Below are 12,487 nucleotides of genomic sequence, written 5' to 3'. Positions count from 1 at the left end.
GCCCCGAACTTCGTAGAGAAGTCCGAGGCCGGCCAACAGGCGGAGAAAGACGGGTTGTTACAGCGCGACACCCAGCAGTGCGTCGACGGTGCGCGAGACGAGGCCCGGTGCACCCTCGTCCGTACCGCCCTCGGCGTTCTGGCGCTCGACCCAGCGGTCCACGGCAGCCAGAGCGGCCGGTGCGTCCAGGTCGTCGGCGAGGGCCTCACGGACCTCTTCGACGAGGGCGTCGGCGGACAGTCCGTCGGGCCGGGAGACGGCGGAACGCCACCGTGCGAGCCGCTGGACGGCGTCGGCGAGCACCTGGTCGGTCCACTCCCAGTCCGACCGGTAGTGGTGCGAGAGCAGCGCCAGCCGGATCGCGGCCGGATCCACGCCGTCGCGGCGCAGCGTCGACACGAAGACCAGGTTGCCCCGGGACTTGGACATCTTCTCGCCGTCCAGAGCGACCATGCCGGCGTGCACGTACGCCTGGGCGAACGGGTGCTCGCCGGTCAGCACCTGGGCATGCGAGGCGCCCATCTCGTGGTGCGGGAAGGCGAGGTCGGACCCGCCTCCCTGGACGTCGAAGCCCATGCCGAGGTGGTCCAGGGCGATGGCCACGCACTCGATGTGCCAGCCGGGCCGGCCGGCACCGAGCGAGGCACCGTCCCAGCTCGGCTCACCCTCGCGGGCGGCCATCCAGAGCATCGGGTCGAGCGGGTTCTTCTTCCCCGGGCGCTCCGGGTCGCCCCCGCGCTCTGCGGAGAGCAGCCGCATCGCCTCGGCGTCCAGGTTGGACACCTCGCCGAAGTGCGGGTCGGTCTCGACGGAGAAGTACACGTCTCCGTCGAGCTCGTAGGCGGCACCGGCGTCCCGGAGCCGTTCGACGAGTGGGACGATGCCGGGTATCGCCTCCACCGCGCCGATGTAGTGCTTCGGCGGAAGCATGCGCAGGGCGGTCATGTCCTCGCGGAAGAGGGCTGTCTCGCGTTCGGCGAGCTCGGTCCAGTCCTGACCGTCGCGCACGGCCCGCTCCAGCAGCGGATCGTCCACGTCGGTCACATTCTGGACATAGTGAACCTGCCGCTTGGTGTCGAGCCACACGCGCTGAACGAGGTCGAACGCGTTGTAGGTCGCCGCATGACCCATGTGGGTCGCGTCGTACGGCGTGATGCCGCAGACGTAGATGCGGGCGACGGGACCGGGGTCAAGAGTGATCCGTCCGCCGGTCGCGGTGTCGTGGATCCGAAGGTCGCGGCCCTTGCCAGGCAGGGCGGGGACCTCAGAAGCGGGCCAGGCATGCATGTCATGAGCGTAACCGGACGTTGCTTCCGGATACGAACCGGATACGGGATCCTGGCCGAAGAGACGGTCTTGCGCTTCCGCGGTGACCGCTCCCGCACCCCGCCGCTTCCCGGAACCGCGGCTCTGCCCCGGCCCGCGGCCTCCGCCGCCGGACGGCCTGTGCGAGGCTCACAGGCCCCCTCGGACGGCGGTAACGGCCCCCGGCCCGTCACACCGGTGGCCAGGGGATCGCGGGCCACCCGCCACTCGGCCCCGGGTGCCGCCCCGTCATCCGCAGCGCCTCCACCCGCCCCCGCAACGCATCGATCTCCACCGCAGTGATCAGCTCCGCCAGTCGGGTGACCAGCGCCGTCCCCGGCGCCAGCTCTTCCGCCAGCCGGTCCAGCACGTCGACGGCCTCGGCCGTCAGCGGTTCCCCCGCCCACCCCCAGAGCAGTGTCCGCAGCTTGTCGTCCGCGTTGAACGTCACTCCGTGGTCGATGCCGTACAGCCGGCCGTCCGTCGCCGGCAGCAGGTGCCCGCCCTTCCGGTCGGCGTTGTTGATCACCGCGTCGAGGACTGCCAGCCGCCGCAGCCGCGGATCGTCCGCGTGCACCAGCAGAGCCGTCCTCCCCTCGCCCACGTCGGCCTGGGCGACGGCCTTCCACCCGTCCCCCGGCTCCTCGTCCTCGACGAGCGCCAACAGCGGAGGCTCACCGTCCGCGGATGCCTCCGAGGGCGCCTCGATCCACAGCTGGCACATCCCCTCCCCGTACGGCCCGTCCCGCAGCACGGTCGGCGGCACCAGCCCCCATCCCGTCACCTCGGAGATCTCGTACGCGGCGACCTCGCGCCCGGCGAGCGTGCCGTCGGGGAAGTCCCACAACGGCTGTTCCCCGGCGACGGGCTTGTATACGCAGGTGCGCTCCTCGCCCTCGTACGCGACCGTGCAGTAGAGCACCGCATTGGACGCGTCACGGATCTGACCGCGGACGGTGAGCTGTCCCTCGGTGAGCAGGGTGATCAGCCGGGTGTCCGTCAGGCTCCCCGTCGGTATCCGTTCTGGCGCGGGCACACGTGTCCTTCCGGGTCGAGCGGCAGGCTGCACAGCGGGCACGGCGGACGTCCGGCGTTCACGACGTCCAGGGCGCGCTTGGCGAACGCCCGCGCCTGCGCGCCGCTGAGCCGGACCCGGAGCATCGGTGGACCGTTCTCCTCGTCCTGCAGCATCCGTTCCTCGGCCTCCGCGAGATCGTCGTCGGAGTCCGCGTCGAGCTCGACCAGGGCCTGTGCCTCGACGATCATGCGCTGTTCCTCGCCGTCCCAGGCGAGAGCCATCGTCCCGACCCGGAACTCCTCCTCGACGGGCACGTCGAGCGGAGCGGTGTCGGTGACGTCCATCGGGGCCACTGCGGGCACCGGCGAGTTCCCGCCGGTCCTCCGCACGACCTCGTCGAGCAGTTCGTCGATCCGCTCGGCAAGCGCGGCGACCTGGGTCTTCTCCAGGGCCACGCTGGTGACACGTCCGCCTGAGGAAGCCTGCAGGAAGAACGTACGGCGTCCAGGCAGCCCGACCGTACCGGCCACGAAACGGTCCGGGGGGTCGTAGAGGAACACCTGACGGGACACGTCCTGTCTCCCTTGAGAATTGACGGCAAATGAGGGGCGGCCGGGTTCCGGGAGGGTCCCGGAGGGAAGGGCGCCTACGGCGCGTCCACCCTACTGCGCGGAGCGATCACGGCGCCCCAGCGCCGCCACCGACCACCGCATCCGTACCTGCTTCCGTATCCGTGGCCGCGCCGGCGCTCGCCTCGCGCGGCTCCAGCGACGCGAAGTCCCCGGTGTCGCCCAGTCGCAGCAGGAAGGGCCGCAGCCGTGTGTAGCGGATCGCGGTGACCGAGCAGGGTTCGGCCTGGATCCGCTGGAAGAGGTCGAGATGCATCCCGAGCGCGTCGGCGACGACGGACTTGATGATGTCGCCGTGCGAGCACATCACGTACACCGCGCCGTCACCGTGCTCGGCCTCGATCCGGGCGTTCCACTCCCGTACGGCCTCGACGGCGCGCGCCTGCATCGCCCGCATCGACTCACCGCCGGGAAAGGCCACCGCTGAGGGGTGCTGCTGCACGACGGACATCAGGGGCTCGTCGGTGAGTTCCGCGAGTTTGCGCCCCGCCCAGTCGCCGTAGTCGCATTCACTGATCCGCTCCTCGGTGTGCAGCGGCAGCCCCGGCCGGGCGTCGAGCAGCGGCTGCAGAGTCTCCCGGCAGCGCTGCAGCGGGCTGCTGACGGCGGCGGCGAGGGGCACGGAGGCCAGCCGCTCGACGAGCGCGGCGGCCTGCGCGACGCCGCGCTCGTCGAGCGCGACACCGGGGGTCCGGCCGGCGAGGACCCCGGCCGTGTTGGCGGTGGAGCGTCCGTGGCGTACGAGGATCAGGGTGGGCATACGGGCCAGCGTAGGCCGATGTCCCCGAGGAGATGCGTCGGGGACCGGAGCAGGGAAGAATGCGCGCCGTGATTGTGGATTGCGCGATTTATCGGGATGGGCGACGTACCGACGGACCTGCCGACTTCTCCGACGCCCTCGACGAGGCACGGGCCACCGGGGACGCGTTTCTCTGGATCGGGCTGCACGAGCCCACGGAGAAGGAGTTCGACCTCGTCAGCAGCGAGTTCGGGCTGCATCCACTGGCCGTGGAGGACGCGCTGAGCGCGCACCAGCGGCCGAAGCTGGAGGTGTACGACGACTCCCTCTTCGTGGTCATCAAGCCGGTGGTGTACGAACCCGAGGACGACACCGTCACCACCGACGAGCTGATGGTCTTCATAGGTGATTCGTTCGTCGTGACGGTCCGGCACGGGGAGGGCGCGCCGCTCGCCGAGGTACGCCGTCGGCTGGAGGCCGATCCCGAGGTGCTCAAGCACGGCCCCACCTCGGTCCTGTACGCGGTCAGCGACGCCGTCGTCGACCACTACATCGATGTGGCCGCGGAACTCCAGGTCGACCTGGAGGAACTGGAGACCGAGGTGTTCTCACCGAGCAGCACCATCGACACCAAGAACATCGCGTCGCGCATCTACACCTTCAAGCGGCAGGTGCTGGAGTTCCGCCGGGCCACCGGCCCGCTGAACGCGCCCATGGTCCGGCTGGCAGGCGCCACCGTGCCGTTCGTCGACGAGCACTCGCAGCCGTTCTTCCGCGACGTGAGCGACCATCTGACACGCGCCAACGAGCACGTGGAGGGGCTGGACCGGCTGCTCTCCGACATCCTCTCCGCGCATCTGGCGCAGACGGGGCTGCGGCAGAACGACGACATGCGGAAGATCTCGGCGTGGGCCGCCATGGCGGCCGTACCGACGATGGTGGCAGGGATCTACGGCATGAACTTCGAGCACATGCCGGAGCTGCGCTGGGCGTGGACCTACCCGACGGTGATCGGGCTGATGGGCTGCGCGGTCTTCGGCCTGCACCGCCTGTTCAGGCACCACGGCTGGCTCTGACGTCGGGCTGCCCGCCGAAGGCGCGGCTCAGACCGACCGGCACATGGGGGGTGGCAGAAGGAGCGGGGCTGGGTGCGGGCAGCTGCAAGGCGGAGGAGGGAGGCAACGCGGAGTGTTGTTGACTGGCGACAACGCCGCAGGTGCGCGTGCCCAGCCCCGCGACGCCGCCTCCCATGTGCCGGACGGTCTTAGGCGTACTCGGGCGCCGGTACCGCCGGGCCGCCCAGCGCGTCGCGCCGCTCGGGCGGTTCCAGGCTGACCATGCGCCGCCAGCCGACGAGCCGTTCGTACACGTAGACGCCGTGGATCCCCGCGGCGAGCACCACCCTCCTGGCCCTGGACCAGCCCAGGATGCGGCCCATGTGGGCCATCACAGCGAGGCTGACATCGCGGTACACCCGGATCTCGGCGAGGGCGCACTCGCGCAGGACCCGCTGGATCGTCCGGCCGTGTCCGGCGCGGGCGAGGCGGAGCAGCTCTTCGTGGCAGTACGCCAGGTGGTTGTCCTCGTCGTTCAAGATCATCTTCACCGCACGGCCCACGTCGGGGTGGTCGGCGAAATACTTGTGGAGCGTCTTCATCTGTTCGGAGGCGCGCTGCTCGGTGACTCGGCTGTGCGCCAGATACGTGACGATGTCGAGCTCGGAGAGCGGCTCGTCACGTATCAGCTGCTCGTGGGCGAGGCCGATGCCGTGCTTCTCCAGCAGCATCGTGTAATCCGTCTCGTGCGGCACCTCGGCCGGCCGCAGCCCGCGCTTCTTCAGCAGGGCGTGGAAGATCCGGCCGTGCTTGTCCTCGTCGGCGCCGTGCCGGACGATCTTGGGAACGAGGGCGCGCTGGCTCTCGGGGGCCAGGGCCGCGATACGGCCGTTCTCCCAGCCGCCCTGACTCTCGCCACCTGCGGCGATCGAACAGAAGAGCCGGAACGACTCGTCGTTGTCGAGAATCTCCTGGAACAGGTTCTTTGCCGAGAGCATCGCTGGCGCCTCCGTACCGGTGTCCGCAGAAGCAAATTCAAATGCGGCACGGGAGAGCAGGCAACAGGAGGCATCTCCGGCAGGGCCGAACGGGTGCCGCGTAACCGATGGGGGCCGGGCGCGTTGTGCTGCGTAACGGCCGTGGCGGGGAGGACCCCCGAGCCCCCACCACGGCCGTAGTGCTGCCCGCGAGCGGTTACGCCAGGCCGGACCGCTCCAGCGCGTCCGTGCCGGCGCGCAGCGCGGCGATCCGCTCCTCGCGGGTGAAACCGGCCGGAGCGAGGGTCAGGGTCGTGACACCGGCGGCGGCGTAGGCCTGCATGCGCTCCGCGATGCGATCGACCGAACCGAGCAGCGTGGTCTGGTCGATCAGCTGGTGCGGTACGGCGGCGGCGGCGCCGGTCTTGTCACCGGACAGGTATGCGTCCTGGATCTCGGCGGCTTCCTTCTCGTACCCCATGCGCTGGGCGAGCTGGTTGTAGAAGTTCTGCTTGCGGCTGCCCATGCCGCCGACGTACAGCGCGGTGTACGGGCGGAACATGTCGGCGAGTGCGTTGATGTCGTCACCGACGGCGAGCGGCAGCGTCGGGCAGACGTCGAAGCCGTCCATGGTCTTCCCGGCCTTCTCGCGGCCCGCCCGCAGGTGCTTCACCGCGGTGTCCTCGAGATGGTCGGCGGACGGGAAGATCAGCAGCGCGCCGTCGGCGATCTCGCCGGTCTGCTCCAGGTTCTTCGGGCCGATCGCGGCGATGTAGAGCGGAATGTGCTCGCGCTGCGGGTGGACGGTGAGCTTGATGGGCTTGCCGGGACCGTCCGGCAGCGGAAGCGTCCAGTGCTCGCCCTCGTACGAGAGCCGCTCGCGGGACATCGCCCGGCGGACGATCTCCACGTACTCCCGGGTGCGGGCCAGCGGCTTGTCGAACTTGACGCCGTACCAGCCCTCGGAGACCTGCGGTCCCGACACACCGAGGCCGAGACGGAACCGGCCGCCGGAGAGCGAGTCGAGGGTGGCAGCGGTCATCGCCGTCATGGCGGGCTGGCGGGCCGGGATCTGCATGATCGCGGAGCCGACGTCGATGGACTCGGTCTGGGCGGCGACCCAGGTGAGCACGGTCGGCGCGTCGGAGCCGTACGCCTCGGCCGCCCAGCAGACGTCGTAGCCGAGCCGGTCGGCCTCCTGGGCGACGGCGAGGTTGTCGCCGTCCATTCCCGCGCCCCAGTAGCCGAGATTGATGCCGAGCCGCATAGCCGCTCCCCTTACTGATCAGTAACGTCCCTGTGGTCCGGACTCTAGCGCGCACCACCCGGATCCGGCAGGGGCGACTTGACCCCGGGTTGTCCACAGGCTTCCTCCCCGTGGGGCTCTGGCCAGTAATCTCAGCGCCCATGGAGCAGAGGCATCTCGGCCGCACCGGCCTTCGAGTGTCCCGGATCGGGCTCGGCACCCTCACCTGGGGCCGGGACACCGACGAGCACGACGCCGCCGAACAGCTGAAGGCCTTCTGGGAGGCGGGCGGCACGCTGGTCGACACGGCCGATGTGTACGGCGGCGGGGAGGCCGAATATCTGCTGGGGCGGCTCGTCGAAGGTCTGGTGCCGCGGCGCGATCTGGTCATCGCGACGAAGGCGGGCAGCGTGGCCGACCCGTACCACCGCTTCGACGGCTCGCGTGGTCATCTGCTGGCCGCACTGGACGCCTCGCTGGAACGGCTCGGTACGGACTACGTGGATCTGTGGCAGCTCCACGCCTTCGACCCGGTGACTCCGCTGGAGGAGACCCTTCAGACGCTGGAGCTGGCGGTGTCCACCGGGCGCGCACGGTACGTCGGGGTGTCGAACTTCTGCGGCTGGCAGCTCGCCAAGGCGGCGACCTGGCAGCTCGCCTCGCCCGGGGCGCGCACCCGGCTGGCCAGTACGCAGATGGAGTACTCACTGCTGCAGCGGGGCGTGGAGCGCGAGGTGCTGCCCGCCGCACTCGATCTGGGCGTGGGGCTGTTGCCGTCGTCGCCCCTGGGCCGCGGGGTGCTGACCGGCAAGTACCGCACGGGCACCCCGGCCGACTCGCGCGGCGCCTCCGAACTGCTGGCCCCGTTCGTCGAGCCGTATCTCGACGACCCGGCGAGCCGCATCGTGGACGCGGTGGCGACGGCGGCCGACGGGCTGGCCACGACGGCGCTGCAGGTGGCTCTCGCCTGGGTGCGGGACCGTCCCGGAGTGGTGGCCCCGATCGTCGGCGCGCGCAACGCACGGCAGCTCACGGAGGCATTGTCAGTGGAGGCGCTTAGTCTTCCTGACGAGATCTGCCAGGCGCTCGACGATGTGTCGGCGCCCGTGCACCGCTATCCCGACCAGGACTGGAGCACGCTGTGACTGCGCTTCCCCGGGGGGAATCCCCCGGCCCCTCGGCCGCCGACGACGACACCGACGTCGCCGGCTCCGCTGCCGCCGAACCCGCCCCGCCCGCCGAGGACGTGGCCGAGGACGTGGAGGCCGACGCGAGCGAGGCGGAGGAGGCGGACGGGACAGCGGAGCCGGCTGCCCCAAAGGGAGCCGACAAGACGGATGCGGTCGGCGTGACGGACGCCGGCGCGGAGTCCGCTGCCGCCGCGCTCTCGGAGGCCGAGGCCGAGCTGGCCGCCCAGCGGGAGCTGCGGGAGCGGATCGAGAAGCGCAAGGCCGAGAAGCAGGGCCCGATCGCTGCGGGCGCCAAGCTGAGCGGGCAGGCCGCCGACCTGCTGGCAGCGGTGCGTGCCGTGGAGAGCGGCGAGAAGCCCGGCGCCGCGTTCTTCGACTCGCCCGCACCGGCACCGCGCCGCGCCGCTCCCGCGCCGGTACGCCCCCGGGAACCCGAGCCGGTGTTCGCACCGCAGGGTGCCTCTCCGGAGGCCGTGGCCGCGGTGACGGCCGTCCTGGCAGAGGGCGGGGCACCCGAAACCCTGGCGGTCCCGGCGGCGGAGACGCTCGGCGCGCAGGCGGCCGACGTGCTGCGCGCGGACCCGTGGCAGCTGCTGGCCGTACCCACCGTCCGGCCCGAGCAGGCGGACGGCTTCGCAAGGGCCCTGCTGGGCGCCGCGTGCGGTCCGGACGACGAGCGGCGGACGGCGGCGCTGGTCGGCTGGCTACTGGAGCGCGCCGCACTGCAGGGCCACACCGCGCTGGACACGACGGCGGTGCGTGCCGCGCTCGCCGAGCGTGCGGTGACCGACCCGGAGGCGGCCGTGCAGCACGCCCTCGCCGAGGGCGTCGTGCTGGCCTTCCAGGACGGTCCGGACGACCAGGAAGCGGACGGGGATGCAGAGCCCGGGGACGAGGCGGCGGACGGGGCCGGGCAGGAGCCGGCCCCGGTGCTGCTCGGTCTCGAGCGGTACGCGCTGGCCGAGGAGAGCCTCGCCGACGGCCTGGCCCGGCTGGCCAACGCCTGCGAGAAGGACGCCGACTGGTCGGAGGCGGCCGCGGCCGCCGGTTCCCCGTCGGCGGCCGAGCTGATCCGTGCGGTCGCGGCCGGTGGCCTGGTCGCGCACACGGGCGGCGACGCGGCGCGGGCGGAACCCGCCGCGCTGATCGTCGCAGCCCGCGCCCTCGGATTGCGGGCCCTCGGCGCCACCCACAGCGTGGACGGCAGACGGCGGCTGGCCGAGGCGCTCGACGAGCCGTCGGCGGCCGTCACCCTCGCCGGGCTGCTCTCCGGCGCGGAGGGCCCCGGCCGGGACGCGGACGGGGCGATCGCCGTCGATCTGCTGGTCGTGCTGGACGCCCCGCAACTGGACGTGGAAACCGCCGCGATTCTGGTGGAGTCCCTCCCCGACGGCGCCCGGCTGGTGCTCAGCGGCGACCCGGGCGTGCTGGGCTCGGCAGGTGCGGGGCGGGTGTTCGCGGACGTCCTGGCCGCCCGCGCCTGCCCGCAGGTCGTATCCCGCACGCCGGATCCCGGTCCGATCGGCGAGCTGGTCTCCGGGATCGGAATCGGCGAGCTGAACCAGGTGGCGGCCCCCGGCAAGGAGGTGGTGATCGTCCCCGTGCAGGACGCCGGCGAGGCGGTGCACCGCACCGTCCAACTGGTCGCCGACTCGGTGCCGCGTGCGATCGGCGTCCCGTCGGCCGACACCCAGGTGATCACTGTCGGGCACGGCGGCTCGGCGGGCACCCGCGCGCTGAACGCGGCACTCAAGCATCGTCTCAACCCCGGTCCCGGCCGGTTCGGCGGCTTCGACCCGGGGGACCGGGTCGTACACGTCCCGACGCCCGGCAGGACCGTGCCCGGGACGGTCGTCTCGGCCGACGCCGAGGGACTGCATCTGGACTGTGCGGGCACGCCGGTCGTCGTACCGCAGGAGCGGGTGGAGCCGTCCGTGCGCCACGGCTGGGCCCTCAGCGCCCACCAGGCGGCCGGGATGCGCTGGCCCGCGGTCGTCGTCGTGCTGCCCGGTGACGCGGCTCAGGGGCTGAGCCGGGCCTGGGTGTACACCGCGTTCAGCCGCGGCGAGCGGCATCTCTCCGTGGTGCACGGGGTGGATCAGGCGCTGCCGCGCGCGGTGGCCCTGCCTCCGTCCCAGAACCGCACGACCCGGCTGCGCGCCCTGCTGGAGGCGCAGCAGACGGCCGCCACCTGACGGCCTGCCCCGCGAGAGGAGTGGATCAGCGAACGGAGTCGCAGGGCGTCGGGAGCCCACTCCCTGTCGCGGGGGGCGGCCGTAAGGGGTCCCGAAATCCCTGACGGCACAGCCCTTGGGCGCTGTCGTCGAACTGCCGTCGTCGCCCGAAGGGCGGCCGCGCGGCGTCCGGTGCGTCGCCGGTGCCCTGGGCGGGGCACCGGCGACGGCTTCCTGTCACCAACAGCACACGGTCAGGAGCTGTCGGCCGCCAGGTCGTCCAGCTCCTCGTCGAGTTCGTCCTCGTCGAAGACGGAACTGACGTCGAAGCGGCACACCACCAGTTGAGGGTCGGCCTCGTCGAACGGGGCACTGAGCCACTCCCCCGGCTCGGGAAGCTCTTCCGCCGCGGCGACCCAGAGCGTGGAGTCTCCTTCTTCCAGGCCGAACTCCTGGTGCCGGGAGGCGATCTCGTCCGGTTCGTACTCACCGAAGAGCACGCCGAGCGCCGCATGGACACTGGCGCCGACCACGGCGCCGGTCCCGTTGGCGCGGCCGTCCGGGTCCGGGTTGGCGATCTGCTGCGCCTGGGCGAGCAGCCGGGAGGGCTCCACCACCGCGTAGTCGCGGCGGATCAGCACGCTGAGCGCCTTCGGCTCCTCGGGACCGCTGTACGGCGGCAGGGAGTCGTCGGCGCCGGGGATCTCGAATGGAGTGACCTCGTCGTAGCGGTCGTAGAGGAGTTCGTCGTAGACCTCGGCCGCAGCGGCCAGTGCATTGAACGCTTCGTAGACGGCGGGGTCGTCGTCCCCGGACCGGCGCTCGACCGCCGCGAGGTGATGGTCGAGCGCGGCTTTGACCGCATCGGCGGCGGCGCGTACCTCGGCAGCGGTGGGCTGCGCAGCATCAGACATAGTGCAGACGCTATCCGTAGACGGCCTCTGCCCGCACAATAGATGCGATGCCGGAATACGAATTTGTCGATGTGTACGTACCACGCGGGGTCTCCCGGAAGGAAACCGCCCGCCTGCTGACCGACCATGCCGAGTACGGCCACTGGGAGTTGGACCGATTGACGCTGCGCCGCGACGGCAGCCGCAGGGTGCGTCTGCGTCGGCGGATCATTCGCCAGATACGCGCCACCTGGTGAGACGAGCGGGCCCCGCATCCGCGGGGCCCGCTCGTCTCCGTCCGGCCTGTTCCGGTGCTGCAGCCCGTTGTTATGCGGCCATACGGGAGCGGCGGTACAGCACCGTACCCGCGCCCGCCAGCAGCAGACCCGCGCCCGCGGGGAGCAGCAGGTCGAGCCCGCCCGCTCCGGTGTGGGCGAGCTGGGGCTCGGGCGCGTTCGGCACGCCTCGCGGTCCGGGTACTTCGGGCTTCTCGGGGGTGAGCGGGATGACCGGAACGTCCACCGGGGGCGTACTCACGGGGTCGTTCTCGCACGTGCTGCCGGTTGCGGAGCCGAGCAGTCCGCCGATGGTGACACTGCTCCCGCAGGCATTCACGGGGACGTCGACGGGGATCTGGATGGTGTTGCCCGAGAGGATGCCGGGCGACCCGTTCGCGTACCCCTCGGCCGTGGCGCCGCTGACGCTTCCGTTGCCCCCGGCCCGGTGCTTGCCTGTTCCGGCGCGGTACTCGCGGGTCAGGTCGCCCATGCCGCGGTCGGCCGCTGCGTGGCGGCCCGATGCTTGCGCACCCGAGCCGTGCCGCCCCGAGGCACTGTTCCCCGAACTGTTTCCCAAACCGTTTCCACAAGCGTTTCCGGCCGCTGGATTGAGCAGTCCGACAACACTCACGGAGTTACCGCATACGTTGACCGGGATGTCGACCGGGATCTCCACCGAATTCCCCGACAGCAACCCCGGGGAATTCGACGCGTCGCCGACCGCTCCCGCGTCGGCGTGTGCGTATCCGCCACTCAGCGCGAGCACCCCGCCCGCTGCCGCCATGGTCATCAGGCCTTTACGCGTGACCTGTCGCATAGGTTGTTCCCTGCCTTCTACCTTCCGGATTACCCCCGGACGTGACCGTGCGGGGGCGGAATGCCCAGCGGCCCCGGAGCGCATGGCGTGCCCCGGATCGCCGAGGGTCTGGCAGCCCTCGACGGCGACCTCGTCCTCATGGGCGACTTCAACGACGGCACCGAGG

General features: G+C 71.5%; 12 protein-coding genes. 4 read left to right on the top strand and 8 right to left on the bottom strand.

Going from position 1 to position 12,487, the window contains the following annotated elements; genetic code table 11:
* Positions 1–57 precede the first annotated feature (57 nt).
* The 4 genes from mshC to AB0915_RS07985 form a co-directional block, all read right to left on the bottom strand.
* A complete protein-coding gene (gene mshC, locus AB0915_RS08000; RefSeq protein WP_366690264.1) occupies positions 58–1,287 on the bottom strand; it encodes a cysteine--1-D-myo-inosityl 2-amino-2-deoxy-alpha-D-glucopyranoside ligase in 1,230 nt (409 codons plus the stop codon).
* A gap of 208 nt (positions 1,288–1,495) precedes the next feature.
* Positions 1,496–2,341, bottom strand: coding sequence for an SCO1664 family protein (locus AB0915_RS07995; RefSeq protein ID WP_366690263.1), 846 nt, complete (start codon positions 2,339–2,341; stop codon positions 1,496–1,498).
* A complete protein-coding gene (locus AB0915_RS07990; RefSeq protein WP_030918365.1) occupies positions 2,305–2,895 on the bottom strand; it encodes a DUF3090 domain-containing protein in 591 nt (196 codons plus the stop codon). Before AB0915_RS07990 ends, AB0915_RS07995 begins: the two co-directional genes overlap by 37 nt.
* 106 nt (positions 2,896–3,001) lie before the next feature.
* Positions 3,002–3,712 (bottom strand): histidine phosphatase family protein, encoded by a 711-nt coding sequence (locus AB0915_RS07985; protein WP_366690262.1) that lies wholly within the window; start codon positions 3,710–3,712, stop codon positions 3,002–3,004.
* 59 nt (positions 3,713–3,771) lie between these two features.
* On the opposite strand from AB0915_RS07985, the gene corA reads away from it, so the two are divergent.
* Entirely contained in the window at positions 3,772–4,767 is a 996-nt protein-coding gene (corA, locus tag AB0915_RS07980) for a magnesium/cobalt transporter CorA (RefSeq protein ID WP_366690261.1), read from the top strand.
* Positions 4,768–4,955: 188 nt separating this feature from the next.
* On the opposite strand, the gene AB0915_RS07975 is transcribed toward corA, so the two are convergent.
* Complete coding sequence (locus AB0915_RS07975) at positions 4,956–5,744, bottom strand: ferritin-like domain-containing protein (RefSeq protein WP_366690260.1); 789 nt, start codon at positions 5,742–5,744, stop codon at positions 4,956–4,958.
* A gap of 196 nt (positions 5,745–5,940) precedes the next feature.
* Positions 5,941–6,990, bottom strand: coding sequence for an LLM class F420-dependent oxidoreductase (locus AB0915_RS07970; protein WP_366690259.1), 1,050 nt, complete (start codon positions 6,988–6,990; stop codon positions 5,941–5,943).
* Positions 6,991–7,130: 140 nt separating this feature from the next.
* On the opposite strand from AB0915_RS07970, the gene AB0915_RS07965 reads away from it, so the two are divergent.
* Positions 7,131–8,114 carry an aldo/keto reductase gene (locus AB0915_RS07965; protein WP_366690258.1) on the top strand — a complete coding sequence of 328 codons (984 nt, stop codon included), beginning with the start codon at positions 7,131–7,133 and terminating at the stop codon, positions 8,112–8,114.
* Positions 8,111–10,354 (top strand): ATP-dependent RecD-like DNA helicase, encoded by a 2,244-nt coding sequence (locus AB0915_RS07960; protein WP_366690257.1) that lies wholly within the window; start codon positions 8,111–8,113, stop codon positions 10,352–10,354. Before AB0915_RS07965 ends, AB0915_RS07960 begins: the two co-directional genes overlap by 4 nt.
* A gap of 233 nt (positions 10,355–10,587) precedes the next feature.
* Here the strand turns inward: AB0915_RS07960 and AB0915_RS07955 are convergent, their stop codons facing one another.
* The gene (locus tag AB0915_RS07955) at positions 10,588–11,247 is read right to left on the bottom strand and encodes a hypothetical protein (RefSeq protein ID WP_366690256.1); all 660 of its coding nucleotides are present in this window, start codon (positions 11,245–11,247) and stop codon (positions 10,588–10,590) included.
* 47 nt (positions 11,248–11,294) lie between these two features.
* Between AB0915_RS07955 and AB0915_RS07950 the strand changes: the two genes are divergently transcribed.
* On the top strand, positions 11,295–11,483 hold the full coding sequence (locus AB0915_RS07950; protein WP_358863119.1) for a DUF5703 family protein: 189 nt from the start codon (positions 11,295–11,297) through the stop codon (positions 11,481–11,483).
* A gap of 70 nt (positions 11,484–11,553) precedes the next feature.
* Here AB0915_RS07950 and AB0915_RS07945 read toward each other — a convergent pair whose 3' ends face one another.
* Positions 11,554–12,321, bottom strand: coding sequence for a chaplin (locus AB0915_RS07945; RefSeq protein ID WP_366690255.1), 768 nt, complete (start codon positions 12,319–12,321; stop codon positions 11,554–11,556).
* Between the last annotated feature and the right edge of the window lie 166 nt (positions 12,322–12,487).

It is taken from the genome of Streptomyces sp. NPDC048411, from assembly GCF_040704695.1.
Lineage (GTDB): Bacteria > Actinomycetota > Actinomycetes > Streptomycetales > Streptomycetaceae > Streptomyces.
This window is presented reverse-complemented; position numbering and strand designations above follow the sequence as displayed.

Excerpts from the sequence above, each read along its gene's own strand:
- mshC (WP_366690264.1), bottom strand. The coding sequence starts at position 1,287 with ATGCATGCCTGGCCCGCTTCTGAGGTCCCCGCCCTGCCTGGCAAGGGC.
- AB0915_RS07985 (WP_366690262.1), bottom strand. The coding sequence starts at position 3,712 with ATGCCCACCCTGATCCTCGTACGCCACGGACGCTCCACCGCCAACACG.
- corA (WP_366690261.1), top strand. The coding sequence starts at position 3,772 with ATGCGCGCCGTGATTGTGGATTGCGCGATTTATCGGGATGGGCGACGT.
- AB0915_RS07975 (WP_366690260.1), bottom strand. The coding sequence starts at position 5,744 with ATGCTCTCGGCAAAGAACCTGTTCCAGGAGATTCTCGACAACGACGAG.
- AB0915_RS07970 (WP_366690259.1), bottom strand. The coding sequence starts at position 6,990 with ATGCGGCTCGGCATCAATCTCGGCTACTGGGGCGCGGGAATGGACGGC.
- AB0915_RS07965 (WP_366690258.1), top strand. The coding sequence starts at position 7,131 with ATGGAGCAGAGGCATCTCGGCCGCACCGGCCTTCGAGTGTCCCGGATC.
- AB0915_RS07955 (WP_366690256.1), bottom strand. The coding sequence starts at position 11,247 with ATGTCTGATGCTGCGCAGCCCACCGCTGCCGAGGTACGCGCCGCCGCC.
- AB0915_RS07950 (WP_358863119.1), top strand. The coding sequence starts at position 11,295 with ATGCCGGAATACGAATTTGTCGATGTGTACGTACCACGCGGGGTCTCC.
- AB0915_RS07945 (WP_366690255.1), bottom strand. The coding sequence starts at position 12,321 with ATGCGACAGGTCACGCGTAAAGGCCTGATGACCATGGCGGCAGCGGGC.